The following is an 18,606-nucleotide window of genomic DNA, read 5'->3' on the forward strand; positions in this document are numbered from 1 at the left end:
ACCGGCCTCCTGCTCCCGCAGGATCCCGATGATCTGCTCTTCCGTGAACCGTGACCGCTTCATTCTGTCCGTCCTTTCGAGGGGCGGACTCTAGCTATTCCTGGAGGAGTTTCAGGGGGTCACGTCAGCTCGAACGACCGGCGATGTGCGGGAGCAATGTCGATCATGATGCGATCATGACCTGGCCGGAACACAATGGCAACACGCTGTTCGCCCGATCGAGGTCAAGGCCATTCGCGGTGCCAGCACGATTCATCCTAACACGCCGCTAGAGGTGTAGGTCATGCTCGAGCCGGCGACATTCAGAACCACGTTCTAAGACCAAGAACGCACTTTAAGTAGCATCGAGATCATATTTCCATGATAGGTTTTCCAAGCCCCACCGTTAGCCAACAGATCAACGTTCTGGAGACGGAAGATGGATCACGATCATCGACCAACAACACAAACGGAAGCGGTCAGCTATACTGCGCTCCTTGATCAGTGTTGGGTCATCCTGCTCTGGGATCCGGACGGAAATGACACCTCGCCATGGTCAGTCAAGGCTGAGACTAAAGATGAAGCGATCCAAAAAGCTGTCGCAGACTGGCATCGTTGGCTGGTCGAAGAAAATGCCGTCTTCATGCCGCATCCTCCCCCGGATGTTTTCAAGGTGTATCGCAACAGTTGGATTGGAGAACGCGTGTCTCACACGGATTAGGCCAATCCCACCCGCGCAAAGAGCGGTGTGAACGTGTCAAGCGCAGCCTGACAGTGATGCGGGTCCTCAATCCTCGTCCATCTTCAGCGCCGCGATGAACGCCTCCTGCGGGATCTCGACCTTGCCGAACTGGCGCATGCGCTTCTTGCCGGCCTTCTGCTTCTCCAGCAGCTTCTTCTTCCGCGTCGCGTCGCCGCCGTAGCACTTGCTCGTCACGTCCTTGCGCAGCGCCCGCACCGTCTCCCGCGCGATGATCTTGCCGCCGATGGCGGCCTGGATCGGGATGACGAACATGTGGGGCGGGATCAGCTCCTTCATCTTCTCGACCATGCCCCGGCCGCGCGTCTCGGCGCGGGCGCGGTGGACCAGCATCGACAGGGCGTCGACCGGCTCGGCGTTGACCAGGATCGACATCTTCACCAGGTCGCCCTCGCGATAGTCGATGATCTCATAGTCGAATGAGGCGTAACCCTTGGAGATGGACTTCAGCCGGTCATAGAAGTCGAACACCACCTCGTTCAGCGGCAGCTCATAGACCACCATGGCCCGGGTCCCGACCCAGGTCAGTTCCTTCTGCTCGCCGCGCCGGTCCTGACACAGCTTGATCACCCCGCCCAGATATTCCTCGGGCGTCAGGATGGTGGCCTTGATCCAGGGTTCGCTGATCGTGTCGATCTGCATCACGTCGGGCAGGTCGGCCGGGTTGTGCAGGTCGATCTCGGTGCCGTCGCGCTGTTTGATCTTGTAGACGACGCTGGGCGCCGTTGCGATCAGGTCCAGGTTGAACTCGCGGCTCAGGCGCTCCTGGATGATCTCCAGATGCAGCAGACCCAGGAAGCCGCAGCGGAAGCCGAAGCCCAGGGCGGCGCTGGATTCCATCTCATAGGTGAAGCTGGCGTCGTTCAGACGCAGCTTGCCGATGGCGGCGCGCAGGTCCTCGAAATCGGCCGCGTCCACCGGGAACAGGCCGCAGAACACCACCGACTGCACCTCCTTGAACCCCTTCAGCGGGGCGTCGGTCGGGCGTTTCTCGTCGGTGATGGTGTCGCCGACGGCGGCGTGGGCGACCTCCTTGATCTGGGCGGTGATGAAGCCGACCTCGCCCGGCCCCAGGCTCTCGACCGGGGTGTTCTTGGGCAGGAAGACGCCGACGCGGTCGACCAGGTGGGTCGAGCCGTTCTGCATGAACTTGACCCGCTGGCCCGCGCTCAGCCGGCCGTCGAACACCCGCACCAGCAGGACCACGCCCAGATAGGGGTCGTACCAGGCGTCGACCAGCATGGCCTTCAGCGGCTTGTCCGGATCGCCCTTGGGCGGCGGCAGGCGGGTGACGATGGCCTCCAGCACCTCCTCGATGCCCAGCCCCGACTTGGCCGAGCATTCCACGGCGTCCGAGGCGTCCAGGCCGATGACCTCCTCGATCTGGGCCTTGACCCGCTCCGGCTCGGCCGCCGGCAGATCGATCTTGTTCAGGACGGGGACAATCTCGTGATTGTTGTCGATCGCCTGATAGACATTGGCCAGGGTCTGGGCCTCAACCCCCTGCGACGCGTCCACGACCAGCAGCGATCCCTCGCACGCCGCCAGCGACCGCGACACCTCATAGGCGAAGTCCACGTGCCCCGGCGTGTCCATCAGATTGAGAATATATTCCTGGCCATCCCTGGCCCTATAGGCTAGTCTGACAGTCTGGGCCTTGATCGTAATTCCCCGCTCCTTCTCGATCTCCATATTGTCCAGAACCTGCGCGCTCATCTCGCGCGCGGTCAGGCCTCCGGTGAATTGAATCAGCCGGTCGGACAGGGTGGACTTCCCGTGGTCGATGTGGGCCACGATGGAGAAGTTGCGGATACGGTCGGTGGGGGGCGTGGTCATTTGGCCGCGCGGTTAGCATGACCCGCCGGTTTGGCCAATGCGGCGGGTCGGCGGCCGCTTGAGCACCTGCCCCCGTTACGGATTACAACGGTGTAATCCGACCTGCGGCCCCGCTTGCAACCATAGGAGAACGCCGCGGCATCGGCTATGTGAGGCGGCTTCCTCGAACGTCTGACGATCACAGGACCTTCCCACGTGACGATCCGCTCCCTCCTCCCCGCCGGCGCGCTTGTCGGCCTGGCGTTGACGCTCGCGGCCTGCGGCGGCGGCGATGAAAAGAAGGCGACCGCGCCCCAGCGCCAGACGGTGACCGCCGCCACGGCGACCCAGGCGAACCTGGCCCGCACCGTCGTCGCCTCCGGCACGGTCGAGGCCTGGGAGATGGTGCCCGTCGGCGCCGAGACCGGCGGCCTGACCGCCGTCGCCCTGTTCGTGGACGAGGGCGCCTGGGTCCGGCAGGGCCAGCCCCTGGTGCAGATGAACGACGTCCTGCTGCGCGCCCAGCTGCGGCAGCAGCAGGCCCAGGTCCAGACCGCCGAGGCCAATCTGGCGCGCGACGACGCCGCCCTGGCCCGCGCCCAGGAGCTGAAACAGAAGGGCTTCCTCAGCCAGGCCTCGCTGGACACCGCCCTGGCCAATCAACGCTCCGCCGCCGCTAATCTGGCCGCCGCCCGCGCCGCCCTCAGCGAGACCCAGACCCGCGTCAATCAGGCCACCATCCGCGCGCCCGTCGCCGGCCAGATCGCCAGCCGCAGCGTCACCAAGGGCCAGATCATTCAGGCCGGGTCCGAGCTGTTCACCATCGTCCGCGACGGCCGGCTGGAGCTGAACGCTCAGGTGCCGGAAACCGAGATGCCCCTCGTCCGCGCCGGCCAGTCCGCCTCCATCGTCGCGGATCAGAACGGCCAGGCCGAGCCGCGCACGATCGGCGGAAACGTCCGCATCGTCACGCCCCAGGTAGATCCTCAGAGCCGTCTGGGCGTCGCCCGCGTGGCCCTGAACCCCGGCAGCGGCCTGCGCCCGGGCAACTTCGCCCGCGCCACCATCGACGTCGGCGAGCAGGCGTCTCTCACCATCCCCGGCGCCGCCATCGTCTACCGCGAGGGCCGGGCCGGCGTTTACGTCATCGGTGCGAACAGCGCCGTCCGCTTCGCCCCGGTTCAGACCGGCTCCCGCGCGGGCGACCTGATCGTGGTGAGCCAGGGGCTGAACGCCGGTCAGAGGGTCGTCGTCTCCGGCGCCGGCTTCCTCGGCGACGGAGATCTGGTGACGGTGACGACGGCGGCGGCCGGCGAGCCGACGACCGCCCCCGCCGCCCAGCCCCAACGCTGAGGCCGCCGTCATGGGCTTTCAGAACCTCTCCTCCTGGGCGATCAAGAACCCGATCCCCGTCATCCTGATGTTCGTCGTCCTGACGGTGGCGGGCCTGTCCAGCTACTTCAAGCTGCGGACCAACAACTTCCCCGACGTCGATCTGCCGGTCGTCGCCGTGACGGTGGTCCAGTCGGGCGCCGCCCCGACCGAGATGGAGACCCAGGTCACCCGCCTGATTGAGGACGCGGTGGCGGGCCTCGGCCAGGTGCGCCATATAAACTCCACGGTGAACGAGAGCGTCTCGACCACCGCCATCGAGTTCCAGCTGGGCGTCGATCTGGAAAAGGTCACCAATGATGTCCGCAACGCCGTCTCGGGCGTGCGCCAGAACCTGCCTGCCGACGTCCAGGAGCCCATCGTCCAGCGGATCGAGTTCACCTCCATCCCCTTCGCCAACTACATGGTCCGCGCCCCGGGCATGAGCCCGGAGGAGCTGAGCTGGTTCATCGACAACACCGTCGCCAAGCGGCTGCTCTCGGTGAAGGGCGTCAGCCAGGTCAGCCGGGACGGCGGGGTGACGCGCGAGGTCCGCATCAAGCTGGACCCCGCCCGGCTGGAGGCGGCCGGCGTCACGGCCGCGGCCGTGTCGAACCAGCTGCGCGCCCAGAACATCAACCTGCCCGGCGGGCGGGGGGAGATCGGCGGCGAGGAGCAGTCGATCCGCACCGTCGGTTCGGCCAAGTCGATCGAGCAACTGCGCGAGACCCTGATCCCGGTCGGCGGCCGCACTGTGCGCCTCGGCGATCTGGGCGAGGTCACGGACGAGTGGTCCGAACAGCGCGGCCGCGCCCGCTTCAACGGCGACGAGGTCGTGGGCTTCGGCATCTCCCGCGCCATCGGCTCGTCGGAGGTCGGCGTCTATGATGCGACCAAAGCCGCCATCGAAAAGCTGGACGACGAACGCGCCGATGTGACGATCGAGGAGGTGGCCAACACCACCCAGGACGTCATCAACAACTTCCACGCCTCGGTCGAGGCCCTGGTCCTGGGCGCCCTTCTGGCCATCGCCGTGGTCTTCGTCTTCCTGCGCGACTGGCGCGCCACCCTGATCGCCGCCATCGCCATGCCCCTGTCGCTGATCCCGACCTTCTGGATCATGGACATGACCGGCCAGTCGCTCAACGTAGTGACCCTGCTGGCCCTGTCGCTGACCATCGGCATCCTGGTCGACGACGCCATCGTTGAGATCGAGAACATCGTCCGGCACATCCGCGACGGCAAGGCGCCCTATCCCGCCGCCATCGAGGCCGCCGACGAGATCGGCCTGGCGGTGATGGCCACCACCGCGACCCTGGTCGCCGTCTTCGCTCCGACCGGTTTCATGCCCGGCATCGTCGGCCAGTTCTTCCGCAGCTTCGCCATCGCCACCTGCGTCAGCGTCCTGTTCTCCCTGCTGGTGGCGCGAACCCTGACGCCCCTGATGGGCGCCTATCTGCTGAAGCGCGACCAGGGCAAGGAGCACGGCGACCCGCGCTGGATGGCGCCCTATCTGCGCGCCCTCGACTGGTGCCTGGGCAACTCAGCCCCGGCGAAACTGAAAGCCGACCACGATGCGCGTCGTGGCCCCTTCCTCCGCCGCAAGGTCGTCTATCGCCTGTTCGACCACCGTATCTGGGTGCTGGGGATGGGGACCCTGTTCTTCATCTTCTCGATCGGTCTGGCCGCCATGCTTCCCGGCGAGTTCATCCCGGTCGAGGACATCTCCCGCTCGACCCTGACGGTTCAGTTCGCGCCGGGCACGACGCTGGAAGAGACTGACCGCGCCGCCCAGCGCATCAACCAGGAACTGTTGAAACAGCCCGAGGTGAAGTCCGTCTATTCCTCGATCGGTTCGGCCACCGTCACCTTCGGGCCTGGCGGCGGCGGCGGCGCCGGCGAGGTGCGCAAGGCCAATATCACCATCAACCTGGTCAAGCGCGCCGACCGTGACGTCAGCCAACAGGCGTTCGAACAGCGGATGAGCCCCATCATTCGCCAGATCCCCGGCGCCCGCATCCAGTTCGGCCAGGCCGGCAGCGGCTCGGGGGTGATGACCGTGGCCCTGGTCGGCGACGATCCGGCGACCCTGGATCCGGCCGCAGCCCGGCTGGAACGCGAGATGCGGTCAGTGCCGGGCCTCTCCAACGTGGCCTCCTCCTCGGCCCTGGTCCGGCCGGAAATCCTGATCACGCCCAAGGCCGACGTCGCCGCCCTGCAGGGCGTCTCCTCGGCCGACATCAGCCAGGTGGCCCGCGTGGCAACCCTCGGCGACGCCGATCAACTGCTGCCCAAGTTCAACCTGGGCGACCGTCAGGTGCCGATCCGCGTCATGCTGCGCGAAGACGCCCGCTCCAGCCTGGGGGTGATCGAGAACCTCAAGGTCCCCACGGCCTCAGGGGCTCTGGTGCCGCTTTCGGCCGTGGCCGACATCTCCTTCGGCGCCGGTCCGAACCAGATCGATCGTCTGGATCGCCGACGCGTGGCCAACATCAACGCCGAACTGACGGGCACGACCCTGACCGAGGCGACAGCGGCCATCCAGGAACTGCCGGCGATGAAGAACCTGCCCGAGGGCGTGATGGAGCAGGCCAGCGGCGACGCCGAAAGCTTCGCCGAACTCGGCGCGGGCTTCGCCTTCGCCATCGTGACCGGCATCCTGCTGATGTACATCGTGCTGGTGCTGCTGTTCGGCAGCTTCTTCCACCCGATCACCATCCTGGCGGCCCTGCCTGTGTCGTTCGGCGGCGCCTTCTTCGCCCTGCTGATCACCGGCAAGTCGATGTCCATGCCCGCCCTGATCGGCATCATCATGCTGACCGGGATCGCGGCGAAGAACTCCATCCTGCTGGTCGACTACGCCATCATGGCCATGGCCAAGGGGATGAACCGTCACGACGCCCTGATGGACGCCGCCCACAAGCGGGCGCGGCCGATCATCATGACGACCATGGCCATGGGTCTGGGCATGCTTCCCATTGCGGCGGCTTTGGGCGAAGGCACCGCCTTCCGCAGTCCCATGGCCATCGCGGTCATCGGTGGCCTGATCACCTCGACCGGCCTCAGCCTGGTGTTCGTACCGGTGGTGTTCAGCCTGATCGACGGCCTGAAGGTCCGCGGCGAACGCCGCCTCAACCGCCTGTTCGGCGGCCAGCACCACGAAGAGACGCCGACGGTCGAGTAGCGGTCGGCCCCTCGCCCCGGTGCATCCCGGCGAAGGCCGGGATCCAGATCGAGGTCCGGGGCAGTTGAGATGGGGCGCAGGGATCTGCCGCCTCATCGACGCGCACGCGGGATGAAGCTCGCCATCTGAACCCCGGCCTGCGCCAGATTGGGCGGCGAGAGGCGCCACACATCCAACCGGCGGCTCGGCAGGGAAAGGGCCCAGCTCCGACCGGCCGCTCCGGCGGCTCTCTGCGTAGAATACGCCCAAAAACAAAACCGGCCGGGGTCGCCCCCGGCCGGCTTCGCATCCGCCCTCTGCGAGCGGATCAGTACTTGAAGCGCAGGGTCGCGCCGAAGGTGCGCGGCTGGCCCAGGAAGGCGTTGTAGGTCGTCGTGTCGGCGGCCGGGTTATAGAAGCTGCCGGCGTACTGACCGCTGGTCTGCAGCGTCGAGAAGGACGAGCCCTGCAGCGGGACGTTGAACACGACCTGATAGTATTCCTCGTCGGTCAGGTTCTGGCCCCAGACCTCCAGGGTCCACCGATCGTTTTCGCTGCCCAGGCTGATGCGGCCGTTGAACAGGCTGAAGGCGTCCTGAACCTTGGCCGGCAGCAGGTCGGAACCGGTGTTGTATTCTGAGGAATACTTGCCCGACAGGCTGAAGCCGACGCGCAGGCCGTTTCCGATCGAGCGATCGAAGTTCAGGCCCAAGGTCGAGGTGAACTCCGGCGCGAACGACACGGTGTTGCCCGGCAGCAGGCTCAGCGCCGGGAAGCGCGACGGCACCTGCAGGTCAGCGGCGGTGAACTCGCCGTACTGGCTGTCGGTGAAGGTGGCGCCGCCCTGGATCGACAGGCCTTCGATCGGCGTGAACCACAGGAAGTCCATGTCCACGCCGCGCGTGTCGAGCTCGGGGATGCTTTCCACGATAAAGCCGATGCCGGCGAAGGTGTTCAGCTGGAAGTTGCTGAAGTTCTGCTGATAGGCCGTCGCGTTGAACAGCAGGGTCCGGTTCAGCAGGGTGCTCTTGAAGCCCAGCTCGTAGCTCTCGACCGTCTCGGAGGCGAACGAGGTGTCGTCGACCGGGATCGGGCTGGTGTTGTTCGCCGCCCGCGGGGCCGACGAGCGCTCCAGGTTGAAGCCGCCCGACTTGAAGCCGCGCGCCGCCGAGGCATAGACCATCAGGCTGGGATTGAAGCGGTACTGCGCCGAGAAGCGACCCGAGACGTCGTCGTCCTCGAAGTCCTGGGTGTAGTTGCGGCCGTCGAAGTCGGGGTTGGTCTGGTTGATGCACAGACCGCCGCCCAGCAGGGCGTTCAGCGGCTGGCCGGGCGCCATGACCGGGTTCAGTCGGGCGGCCGCGCAGGGCAGGCCATTGTTGCCGATGTTGTCCTGCGCCGTGTCGAGGGATTTCTCTTCACGCGTGTAGCGCAGACCCAGGGTCAGCTCGAGCTGCTCGGTGACGCGGAAGCTGTTGTTGGTGAACAGGGCGAAGGAGCTCGAGTCCTGGGCGTACTTGTCCAGATAGCCATCACCGGGGGCGTACAGCGGACCCGCCACGACCGGAGCGACGAAGCCCTGGCTGGCGCACAGCAGGTTGGCTGGAACAGGTCCGACGCCGGGCACGGGGATCGGCGTCGACGGCGCGGTCAGACAGCGCAGGAACGTCCCGGTCGCGCCGGGGAAGCCGGCCTGGGACGCGCCCAGGGTCGACAGGTAGCCGTTCCAGGCGGCGCCGAACAGGAAGCTGTCGTTCCGCGAAAGGTCTTCCTGGCTGTAGATTCCGCCGACCAGCCAGTCGAGGCGGTCGGTGCGGCCCGCCAGTCGGACCTCCTGGCTGAACTGGTCCAGCCCGAAGCTGAAGTTGCCGTCCGGCAGACGATAGAACAGGTCGGCGGCCGAGAAGTCGACGTCTCCGCCGTTGATCGTCTCCCAGGAACGGTAGGCGGTGATGGAGGTCAGGGTGGCCGCATCGTTCAGGTCATGGTTGACCTCGACCGACACGCCGCGATCCTCGATCTTCTGTTCGGTGCTGCGGTTGGCGCGCGCCTCACGCGAGAAGGGCTGCGCGCCGTAGGGAGGGCCGGCGACACCGGCGCCGGCCGACAGGGCGTCGACGATGGCGGCCGTCGGCCCGAGGATCACCGGAGTGGCGACGCAGCAGTATTCGCTGCGGTTGGAGTAGTCGGCGATCAGGCGAACCGAGGTGGCGTCGCTGGGCAGCCAAAGCAGCTGACCGCGAACGGTCGAGAAGTCCTGGTTCTGGTCATCGGTGTTCGTGCGCGGCCCGCCGCCGACGATGACGTCATAGAAGCCGTCCCGAACCCGACGGGCGCCGTACAGCCGCATCGCCAGGGTGTCAGTGATCGGTCCGGTCACCGAGCCGGAAACGCCGAAGGCGTCATAGTTGCCGGCGGTGAACTCGGCGTTGAACCCCGGGGTGAAAGACGGCGCCGCCGTAATGACGTTGATGACGCCGGCCGAGGTGTTCTTGCCGAACAGGGTGCCTTGCGGGCCTTTCAGGACCTCGATGCGCTGCATCTCACCCAGGTCGCCGAAACCGACGCCGTTGCGCGAACGATAGACGCCGTCGATGACGACGCCGACGGAGCTTTCGATGCCGGGGTTGTCCGCCACGGTGCCGACGCCGCGGATACGGGCGGTGGTCACGGATTCATTGGTCGTCGAGGTGACGATGAGGCCGGGGGTCAGGATCTGTAGATCCTTGATGTCGCGCACGCCGGCGTCCTGCAGGGCTTCCTGCGACAGCGACGTGACCACGATCGGCACGTCCTGCAGGCTCTGCTCGCGCTTCTGGGCGGTGACGATGATGTCATCGACGGTGGCGGGCTGATCCTGGTCCTGGGCGCTGGCGGCCCCGGCGAATCCGAAGGCGACGGCTCCCACCGCCGCGACGGACGCGGAGGCGCGAAGAATCTGGGTGAGACGCATGAATGGCTCCCGGCTCATGGTCGCGACCGACGTTGCGGCGCGGCGTTCCTGTTTCCCTTCCGCACCCTCTTTCGGGGCGTCGGAACTGGACAACTGGCTAATCCAACCCGGTTCCAGCGGCAAGGAGCGGCCTTGTCGCGGCCGCGTTTCCTTCGCGCCACGGCCCTCTGTGTGACTCAAAAGCGACAGAAATCGATGACGCTAGGTCAATATCCGACCAGACTTGCCCCTAGGTCACGGGGGTTTCAGACAAATCCTTGCGCCTGGACCGCATCAGACCGAGCACCGCCGCCCCCGCGATCGCCGACAGCACGGACCCGCCGATGACGCCCAGCTTGACCTGCACCTGCTCCGGCGAATCGACCGCCCCAGGGAAGGCCAGGGCGCCGACGAACAGGCTCATGGTGAACCCCACCCCGCACAGCAGGCTGACCCCGTAGACCTGGGCCCAGCTGGCGTCGGTCGGGCGTTTGCCGATCTTCAGGGCGGCGGCCAGCCAGGCGGCCCCGAAAACGCCGATCTGCTTGCCGATGAACAGGCCCAGGGCGATCGCAACCACCAGCGGCGCCAGCATCTGCTCCAGGCTCACCCCCGCGAACGAGACCCCTGCCTTGGCGAAGGCGAACAGGGGCAGGACCAGATAGGCGTTCCACGGATGCAGGTCGTGCATGGCCTCCTTCAGCGGGCTCTGCCGATCCTCGGCGCGCGGACGGATCGGCACGATCATGGCGAAGGCCACGGCGGTCAGGGACGTCGACAGCCCGGACTGAACCGTCAACCACCACACCGCCGCAAAGCCCAGCACCCAGAAGGGGGCCCCGATCTTCATCCGCTGCGCCGCGATGAAGCCGACGACCAGCAGGACGCCGGCCCAGGCCAGAGGGACCCAGTCCGCCCCGCTGCTGAACAGGACGGCGATCAGGGCGATGGCGCCCAGGTCGTCGACGATGGCCAGAGTCAGAAGGAAGACGCGTAGCGACGACGGCAGCCCTCGTCCGACGAAGCCGAACACGGCCAGTGCGAAGGCGATGTCCGTGGCCAGCGGAATGGGCCAGCCCTCATGCGGCGCGCCCATCGTTCCGCTGAGAGCCAGATAGACCGCGGCCGGTCCGGCCATCCCCCCGAACGCCGCCAGGACCGGCATGGCCAGCTTCTTCGGATCCGCCAGTTCGCCGCGCAGGATCTCGTATTTGATCTCCAGGCCGACGACCAGGAAGAAGACCGCCATCAGCCCTTCCTTGATCCATTCCGAGACCGACAGCTCCAGCCGCAGCGGACCCAGCTGGAACGCCTGAACGCTTTTCAGCCAGTAGAAATAGTCGGCCGCGAGTGGAGAATTGGCGGTGATCAGGGCCGCAACGGCCGCCAGGGCCAGCACCGAGCCGGAAGCCGCTTCGGTCTTGAGAAAATCGAGAGTGAACTTGCGCGCCACGGCGACCTCGTCCTTTCGGGAAATGAAGCTGTCGTGACGCCAGGTTATCGACGGGCGTCGGACCGGATTCGTCGCGCCTCCCGTCGGGAGTTCGGCGCCGGCCTGGCCGGGCGCGCGGCCCGACCTGATCTCTGGGGACAGGATAACCGCTCACGGCGACGGTTCAACCGCTTGCGGCGCGTCGGACGAAGCCTCACCTGTCGGCCATGCCCGTTTCCGACACCTACCGCCCCGACCCGCGCTTCGCCCTGCTGGGTCCCGAGTTCGGCGACGCGGTCGCCCCCGCCCCCTTCGGCGAGCTGAAACTGCGCTTCCGCAACGACCGCGCGGCGGCGACGGTGGGGCTCGACGCCCTGGGCGACGCCGAATGGATCGATCACTTCGGCCGCTTCAGCCCCCTGCCGGGCCAGCCGGGCCCGATCGCCATGCGCTATCACGGCCACCAGTTCCGCAACTACAATCCGGACCTCGGCGACGGCCGGGGCTTCCTCGCCGCGCAGATACGCGAAACCCCGACACGCGCTCAAGCACCGAGCGACCGCGTCGCGAGCGATAGCGCCCAAGAACGCCTCCTGGATCTCGGGACCAAGGGATCGGGAACCACGCCTTGGTCGCGCGGCGGCGACGGACGGCTGACGCTCAAGGGCGGCGTGCGCGAGGTGTTGGCGGCGGCCATGCTGGAGGCGCGCGGCGTGCCGACCAGCCGCGCCCTGTCGCTGATCGAGACCGACGAACATCTGGAGCGCCACGACGAGCCCTCGCCCACCCGCGCCGCCGTCCTGGTGCGGTTGTCACACAGCCATATCCGGCTCGGGACCTTCCAGCGCGCCGCCTTCCATCGTCGGACCGACCAGATCGAGGTCCTGATGGAGCATGTGCGGACCCTCTACCATCCCGAGGTCACGGCCGGCGAAGCAGCCGACCTGCTCCGCGCCGTGGTCGCGGCCAACGCCCGACTGGCGGCGGCCTGGGTCGCCGCCGGCTTCGTCCACGGGGTGCTGAACACCGACAACCTCAACGTCACGGGCGAGAGTTTCGACTACGGCCCCTGGCGGTTCCTGCCCGCCTATGACCCTGCCTTCACCGCCGCCTATTTCGACCAGACCGGCCTTTACGCCTTCGCCCGCCAGCCGGAGGCGGTGTTCTGGAACCTCACCCAGTTCGCAGGCTGCCTGAAGTTGGTCGGTGACGCTCCGGATCGGGTCCAGGCCCTGACCGACGCCCTGAACGGTTTCGGCCCCGCCTATATCGCCGAGCTGCGCGCCGCCTTCCTGCGTCGTCTCGGCGTGCGCTCGCTGGGCGAGGCGGCCGACCAACGGCTGGTCGACACGACCCTGTCTCTCCTGCGGGACGGCGGCGAGGCCCTGGGCTGGGAGCCCCTGTTCCACGACTGGTTCGGCGGCTTCGCCTCCTCGGCCCGCGCGCTCGGCGGCCCGCGAGGCAGGCTGTATCAGGGCGAGGCGTTCGACGCCTTCCGCTTCTCCCTGTTCGAGCACGAGCCTGATCGGCCCGAACGGCTGGAGGCCGCCGTCTTCGCCGCCCCGCCCGAAGACATGCTGATCGACGAGGTGGAGGCTATCTGGTCGGCGATCGACACCGCCGACGACTGGTCGCCCTTCCACAAAAAGCTGGCCCGGATCGATGCGGTTCGCCGCGCGCTGGCCTGACGCCGAAAGGCCCTTTGCAGGCCCGTGTTTCAGGCTCGGGACGATTTATCCACGCTCTAAGTCATCAGCTGATGTCATCAACTGATGACAATGACGAAAATTCGTGCCATACCCTTGCGGACAGCGACGACGAAACCGATATCGCTGCTGTTACAGTTCTTCCCCTGCCCCGCATTTCTCTGGCGCACCTATCCTGCGGATCGCCCATGGCCACGACCTACAAGACTTCCCACACCCCGGCGCAGCTTCGCTTGTGCGAGACCTACCGCAACCTCGGCCTTTGGACCTTCCAGGGCTGGATCGCCATGTTCTTCTTCGCCGCCGGTTACGCCAAGCTGACGGTGTCGATGGAAACCCTCACCGCCCTGATGACCTGGCCCGCCCTCGTGGATCCGGACCTGGTCCGGGGCGTCGGCATCGCTGAGGTCATTCTGGCGGCCGGCGTTCTGGCGCCCCTGGTCTCCTGGCGCGTGGGCGGCCCGATCCTGATGGTTGCGGCCCTGGGCCTGCTGATGCTCGAAACGGTGATGCTGGGCGTCCATCTGACCGGTCAGGACCTGGGCCTCGCCGCCGTCAATCTGATCCTGATGGCGCTGACTGCTACGGTGTTGATCGGCCGTCGGTCGGCCCTGAACCTCGTGACCCGCGAGCCGAAGACCCTTCTGGGCTGAGACGTTCGGCTTGGCGTTCAGGCCGCGCCGGTCGCCCGGCATCGGTCCGAGCAGAACTTTACCTGATCCCAATCGCGCGCCCACTTGCGCCGCCAGACGAACGGCCTGCCGCAGCAGACGCATGTCTTCTGCGGCAGGTCGCGTTTCGCCGTGCCCTTCAGGGGCTTGCCCGCCCGGCCCTGACCCGCGTCATTGACGTGCTTGCGCCCCAAGACAAAATCCTTCCCTTTACGTCCGCGTCAAGTTTGGGTTATGGATTCCTCCATGGGCACGGCAGACGATCATCGCACCTACTCCATCCGGCAACTGTGCCGCGAATTCGGCGCCACGGCGCGCGCCCTTCGCTTCTATGAGGACAAGGGCCTGCTGACCCCGGCGCGCAAGGGGCAGACGCGCGTCTACGGCGCCCGCGACCGCGCCCGGCTGAAGCTGATCCTGCGGGGCCGTCGTATCGGCTTCACCCTGCAGGAAATCCAGGACATGCTGGATCTCTACGACCGCAAGGACGGCAACGCCCATCAGATGGCGATTTCCCTGCGCCGCCACCGCGCCCAGATCGAGACCCTGAAGCGCCAGCGCGAAGACCTCGACGGCGCCATCGAGATGGCCGAGGCGGCCTGCGCGGCCATGGAGGAGCGGTTGGCCAATGTGCGCCCCGACCTTCTGCCCGGCGCGGACGAATACGCCAGTCTGCTGCAATCCCGTCTGAACCACGACGACGACGAACATCACCCGGCGTTCCAGCGCCACCCCTTTAGAGCGAGAGCCTGAGCCTCATGGCCTACAAAGCCCCCGTCCGCGACCTGACCTTCATCGTCAATGAGGTCCTGGATATCGACCGCTATTCGAACCAGCCCGGCTTCGCCGACGTCAATTCGGAACTGGTCACCCAGATCCTCGAGGAAGGCGGCAAGTTCGCCGAAGAGGTCATCGCCCCGATCAACCATTCGGGCGACAAGGAGGGCTGCCACTGGGCCGAGGGCGGCGTCGTCACCGGACCGAAGGGTTGGAAGGAAGCCTATCACGCCATGGTCGAGGCCGGCTGGCCGTCGCTGGCCGCCGATCCGGCTTATGGCGGCCAAGGCATGCCCTATGTCCTGGCCTCGGCCTTCGGCCAGTTCACGGCCGGCGCCTCAGCGGCCTTCTCGATGTATCCGGGCCTGACAGCCGGCGCCTATGCGGGCATCCACGCCAGCGCCTCGGACGAACTGAAGGCCAAATACCTGCCCAAGATGGCCACCGGCGAATGGGGCGGGACCATGAACCTGACCGAGCCCCAGTGCGGCACCGACCTGGGCATGGTCCGCACCAAGGCCGTGCCCCAGGGCGACGGCACCTACCGGATCACCGGCCAGAAGATCTGGATCTCGGCCGGCGAGCACGACTTCACCGACAACATCATCCACACCGTCCTGGCCCGCGTCGAAGGCGCGCCGGCCGGGATCAAGGGCCTGTCCCTGTTCCTGGTGCCCAAGTTCCTGGTCAACGAGGACGGCTCGATCGGCGAGCGCAATTCGCTGACGTGCGCCGGCCTCGAGCACAAGATGGGCATCCACGGCAACGCCACCTGCGTCATGCAGTATGACGACGCCGTCGGCTGGCTGATCGGCGAGGAAGGCCGGGGCATGAACAACATGTTCGTGGTCATGAACGAGGCCCGCCTGGGCACGGGCCTGCAAGGGCTCGCCATCGGCACCGCCGCCTATCAGGCCGCCGTCGAGTTCGCCAGGGACCGCCTGCAGGGCCGCAGCCTGACCGGACCCAAGAACCCGGACGGCCCGGCGGACTCCATCATGGTCCATCCCGATGTCCGCCGCATGCTGCTGGAGGCCAAGGCCTTCGTCGAGGGCGGCCAGGCCTTCATCCTCTGGACCGCGCTGCACGCCGACCTGGAGAAATCCGACGACGAGGCCACGGCGACCAAGGCCAAGGATTACATGGCCCTGCTGACCCCGATCGTGAAAGCCTATCTGACCGACAAGGGCTTCCACGCCGCCTCGCTCGGCATGCAGGTCCACGGCGGCTCGGGCTACACCGAACACTTCCAGGCCAGCCAGTACCTGCGCGATGCGCGCATCACCATGATCTATGAGGGCACCAACGGGGTGCAGGCCCTCGACCTCGTCGGCCGAAAACTGCCGTCGAACGGCGGCCGGGCCATCATGACCTGGTTCGGCGAGATCGACGCCTTCGTGGCCGAAAACGGCGGCGAGGGCCCGATCAAGCCCTTCATCGACGGCCTGGCCGACGCCAAGAAGAAGCTGCAGGACGGCACCATGTGGCTGATGCAGAACGGCATGGCCAACCCGGACAACGCCGGCGCCGCCTCCAGCGAATACCTCAACCTCTTCGGGGTGACGGCCCTGGCCTATATGTGGTCGCTGATGGCCCTGAAGGCGCAGGCCGCCATCGACGGCGGTTCGGACGACCCCTTCTACGCCAACAAGATCGCCACCGGCCGCTACTTCGTCGAACGCATCCTGCCCGAGGCGGACATGCACCTGAAGAAGCTGAAGACCGGCGCCGACGTGCTGATGGCCATGTCGGCCGACGCCTTCTGAGCCTGACGGCGGCGCGCCCGCTTCCGGGCCGCCGCCGCCTCTCGCCGAGACCACGTCACTTTCAATAACAGACTTATTGCGCTAGTTGACCGTCGATCCGCCTCGCCTCCCGGCGGACGATCGTCGCAAACCGCCCGAGGAAACCCATGTCCAGCCCGCTGAACGTCCCCCTGCCCGACTTCATGCAGGATGAGGAGATCGTCCTGTTCAACGACTCGGTCGGCCGCTGGATCGACGACAATGCGCCGCCGGAGAAGATGGCCGAGTTCATCGCCGCCTCCTCGGTCCCTCGCGACCTCTGGACCCGGGCGGGCGAGGCCGGACTGCTGAACCTGGCCATGCCAGAGGAATACGGCGGCATGGGCGGCGACTATCGTCACGAGGTGGTGCTGATGGAGCAACTGGGCTGGAAGGGCGCCGACCACTTCGGCATCTCCCTGCACAACGCCATCGTCTCCCCCTACATCCACCACTACGGCACCGAGGAGCAGAAGCGGCGCTGGCTGCCGCGCCTGGCCACCGGCGAGCTGGTCGGCGCCATCGCCATGACCGAGCCGGGCGCCGGCTCGGACCTTCAGGGGGTCAAGACGACCGCCATCAACAAGGGCGACCACTACCTCCTGAACGGCTCCAAGACCTTCATCACCAACGGCCAGCTGGCCAATTTCATCATCGTGGTCGCCAAGACCGACCCGTCCGAAGGCGCCAAGGGCATCAGCCTGATCGGCCTCGAAACCGACGGCGCCGAAGGCTTCGAGCGCGGCCGCAACCTGCACAAGATCGGCATGGAGGCCAACGACACCTCCGAGCTGTTCTTCAACGACGTGAAGGTTCCGCTGGAGAACGTCATCGGCGGAACCGAGGGCCGCGGCTTCTATCATCTGATGGAGCAGCTGCCGCAGGAACGCCTGAACATCGCCGTCCAGGGTGTGGCTGCCGCCGAGCGCGGCTATCGCGAGACCCTCGACTACGTCCGGGGTCGCAAGGCCTTCGGCAAGGCGATCATCGAGTTCCAGAACACCCAGTTCAAGATGGCCGAGATCAAGACCAAGCTGACGGCCGCCCGCGTGTTCGTGAACCACTGCATCGGCCTGCACCTCAAGGGTCAGCTCGACGCCGCCACCGCCTCCATGGCCAAATACTGGGTCACCGACATCCAGGGCGAGGTCATCGACGAGATGCTCCAGCTGTTCGGCGGCTACGGCTACATGACCGAATATCCGATCGCCCAGCTGTACAAGGACGCCCGCGTCCAGCGCATCTACGGCGGCACCAACGAGGTCATGAAGCTGCTGATCGCCCGATCGCTCTGACCCGGCGGCTCTGACCTGACAGCCGGCTACGCCTCGCCCTCGGCGATCGCGCGCAACCGTCCCGGCTGCTCAATCCGCAGTTCGTTCAGCGACAGCAGCCGGATGACGCCCGACGTCTTGAACCGGGTCAGCACCCGGCTGACGGTCTCGATGGTCAGGCCCAGATAGTCGGCGATCTCGGCGCGCGTCATCGGCAGACGCACATGGTCGGCCGGGCCGGGCCGGCACGGATCATGGGCCGGCAGGTCCAGCAGGAAGGACGCCATCCGCTCCTGCGCGGTCTTGCGGCCCAGCAACAGCATCTGCGCCTGGGCCGCCTCCAGCTCATGGCTGACCCGATCGAACAGCGCCGCCTCCAGCGAGGGGCTGCGCCGCATTTCGGCGCGATAGTCCGTCCGCCGGAAGCGGCAAGCGCTCGACGCCTCGATCGCCTCGGCCGAAAAGTCATAGGTTCCGCCGGTCGTCAGACCCAGGAAATCTCCCGCGAACAGGAAGCCGGTGATCTGCCGCCGTCCATCCGGCATCAGGCGATAGACGCGCACCGAGCCCGAGGTGATGTTGAACAGGTGGTCGGCCGCCTCCCCCTGCCGCACCAGCACCTGTCCCGGCTCCAGGCGGATGCGGTCGGCCATGGCGTCCAGCCGGTCCAGCACCGGCGTCTCCAGGGCGCCGCACACGCTGTGCTGCCGCGCCCCGCAGCTGTCGCAGGCGTTGGTCCGTCGCCGTTCGGCGCAGGCGTCCGGCAGAACCTTCATGTCCAGCATGGCGGGCGACGTCTCCTTGGCGACCCTTGATAGGCGGCGCGTCCCGGCCGCGCAATCTGGACCAAAGGTCCACCCCCCTGCCGCCGACGGCTCGGGTCCTGCGGTTGATCGATGCTTGCTCTGCATGGATTCCACAACCGGTAACCGGTGTCTTTTC

At 66.7% G+C, this 18,606-nt stretch carries 13 protein-coding genes; 8 read left to right on the forward strand and 5 right to left on the reverse strand.

What is annotated here, in order from left to right:
• Positions 1-418: 418 nt before the first annotated feature.
• Complete coding sequence (locus tag ACO2Q1_RS11640) at positions 419-700, forward strand: hypothetical protein (protein WP_423329632.1); 282 nt, start codon at positions 419-421, stop codon at positions 698-700.
• 66 nt (positions 701-766) lie between these two features.
• Here ACO2Q1_RS11640 and lepA read toward each other — a convergent pair whose 3' ends face one another.
• Complete coding sequence (gene lepA, locus ACO2Q1_RS11645; RefSeq protein ID WP_423329633.1) at positions 767-2,575, reverse strand: translation elongation factor 4; 1,809 nt, start codon at positions 2,573-2,575, stop codon at positions 767-769.
• A 195-nt stretch (positions 2,576-2,770) separates the two neighbouring features.
• On the opposite strand from lepA, the gene ACO2Q1_RS11650 reads away from it, so the two are divergent.
• A complete protein-coding gene (locus ACO2Q1_RS11650) occupies positions 2,771-3,907 on the forward strand; it encodes an efflux RND transporter periplasmic adaptor subunit (RefSeq protein WP_423329634.1) in 1,137 nt (378 codons plus the stop codon).
• Between the two features lie 10 nt (positions 3,908-3,917).
• Positions 3,918-7,109 carry an efflux RND transporter permease subunit gene (locus ACO2Q1_RS11655; protein ID WP_423329635.1) on the forward strand — a complete coding sequence of 1,064 codons (3,192 nt, stop codon included), beginning with the start codon at positions 3,918-3,920 and terminating at the stop codon, positions 7,107-7,109.
• A 307-nt stretch (positions 7,110-7,416) separates the two neighbouring features.
• On the opposite strand, the gene ACO2Q1_RS11660 is transcribed toward ACO2Q1_RS11655, so the two are convergent.
• Positions 7,417-10,041, reverse strand: coding sequence for a TonB-dependent receptor (locus tag ACO2Q1_RS11660; RefSeq protein WP_423329636.1), 2,625 nt, complete (start codon positions 10,039-10,041; stop codon positions 7,417-7,419).
• 229 nt (positions 10,042-10,270) lie between these two features.
• Positions 10,271-11,473, reverse strand: coding sequence for a Na+/H+ antiporter NhaA (gene nhaA, locus ACO2Q1_RS11665; RefSeq protein ID WP_423329637.1), 1,203 nt, complete (start codon positions 11,471-11,473; stop codon positions 10,271-10,273).
• A 206-nt stretch (positions 11,474-11,679) separates the two neighbouring features.
• Between nhaA and ACO2Q1_RS11670 the strand changes: the two genes are divergently transcribed.
• Both ACO2Q1_RS11670 and ACO2Q1_RS11675 read left to right on the forward strand, forming a co-directional pair.
• On the forward strand, positions 11,680-13,140 hold the full coding sequence (locus ACO2Q1_RS11670; RefSeq protein WP_423329638.1) for a protein adenylyltransferase SelO family protein: 1,461 nt from the start codon (positions 11,680-11,682) through the stop codon (positions 13,138-13,140).
• A gap of 206 nt (positions 13,141-13,346) precedes the next feature.
• On the forward strand, positions 13,347-13,811 hold the full coding sequence (locus ACO2Q1_RS11675) for a DoxX family protein (RefSeq protein WP_423329639.1): 465 nt from the start codon (positions 13,347-13,349) through the stop codon (positions 13,809-13,811).
• 17 nt (positions 13,812-13,828) lie between these two features.
• Here the strand turns inward: ACO2Q1_RS11675 and ACO2Q1_RS11680 are convergent, their stop codons facing one another.
• Positions 13,829-13,972 carry a DUF2256 domain-containing protein gene (locus tag ACO2Q1_RS11680; protein ID WP_423329803.1) on the reverse strand — a complete coding sequence of 48 codons (144 nt, stop codon included), beginning with the start codon at positions 13,970-13,972 and terminating at the stop codon, positions 13,829-13,831.
• A 103-nt stretch (positions 13,973-14,075) separates the two neighbouring features.
• On the opposite strand from ACO2Q1_RS11680, the gene ACO2Q1_RS11685 reads away from it, so the two are divergent.
• From ACO2Q1_RS11685 to ACO2Q1_RS11695, 3 genes are all read left to right on the forward strand, one after another.
• Entirely contained in the window at positions 14,076-14,582 is a 507-nt protein-coding gene (locus ACO2Q1_RS11685; protein ID WP_423329640.1) for a MerR family transcriptional regulator, read from the forward strand.
• Between the two features lie 5 nt (positions 14,583-14,587).
• Positions 14,588-16,372, forward strand: coding sequence for an acyl-CoA dehydrogenase C-terminal domain-containing protein (locus ACO2Q1_RS11690; protein ID WP_423329641.1), 1,785 nt, complete (start codon positions 14,588-14,590; stop codon positions 16,370-16,372).
• 146 nt (positions 16,373-16,518) lie between these two features.
• Positions 16,519-17,685 (forward strand): acyl-CoA dehydrogenase family protein, encoded by a 1,167-nt coding sequence (locus ACO2Q1_RS11695; protein ID WP_423329642.1) that lies wholly within the window; start codon positions 16,519-16,521, stop codon positions 17,683-17,685.
• 26 nt (positions 17,686-17,711) lie between these two features.
• Here the strand turns inward: ACO2Q1_RS11695 and ACO2Q1_RS11700 are convergent, their stop codons facing one another.
• Positions 17,712-18,449 (reverse strand): Crp/Fnr family transcriptional regulator, encoded by a 738-nt coding sequence (locus tag ACO2Q1_RS11700; protein ID WP_423329643.1) that lies wholly within the window; start codon positions 18,447-18,449, stop codon positions 17,712-17,714.
• Between the last annotated feature and the right edge of the window lie 157 nt (positions 18,450-18,606).

The organism is Brevundimonas sp. VNH65, from assembly GCF_049445955.1.
GTDB lineage: Bacteria > Pseudomonadota > Alphaproteobacteria > Caulobacterales > Caulobacteraceae > Brevundimonas.

Coding starts and splice junctions, on each gene's coding strand:
- lepA (WP_423329633.1), bottom strand. CDS start 2,575: ATGACCACGCCCCCCACCGACCGTATCCGCAACTTCTCCATCGTGGCC.
- ACO2Q1_RS11695 (WP_423329642.1), top strand. CDS start 16,519: ATGTCCAGCCCGCTGAACGTCCCCCTGCCCGACTTCATGCAGGATGAG.
- ACO2Q1_RS11660 (WP_423329636.1), bottom strand. CDS start 10,041: ATGCGTCTCACCCAGATTCTTCGCGCCTCCGCGTCCGTCGCGGCGGTG.
- ACO2Q1_RS11640 (WP_423329632.1), top strand. CDS start 419: ATGGATCACGATCATCGACCAACAACACAAACGGAAGCGGTCAGCTAT.
- ACO2Q1_RS11670 (WP_423329638.1), top strand. CDS start 11,680: ATGCCCGTTTCCGACACCTACCGCCCCGACCCGCGCTTCGCCCTGCTG.
- ACO2Q1_RS11675 (WP_423329639.1), top strand. CDS start 13,347: ATGGCCACGACCTACAAGACTTCCCACACCCCGGCGCAGCTTCGCTTG.
- ACO2Q1_RS11685 (WP_423329640.1), top strand. CDS start 14,076: ATGGGCACGGCAGACGATCATCGCACCTACTCCATCCGGCAACTGTGC.
- ACO2Q1_RS11700 (WP_423329643.1), bottom strand. CDS start 18,449: ATGCTGGACATGAAGGTTCTGCCGGACGCCTGCGCCGAACGGCGACGG.
- ACO2Q1_RS11690 (WP_423329641.1), top strand. CDS start 14,588: ATGGCCTACAAAGCCCCCGTCCGCGACCTGACCTTCATCGTCAATGAG.
- ACO2Q1_RS11655 (WP_423329635.1), top strand. CDS start 3,918: ATGGGCTTTCAGAACCTCTCCTCCTGGGCGATCAAGAACCCGATCCCC.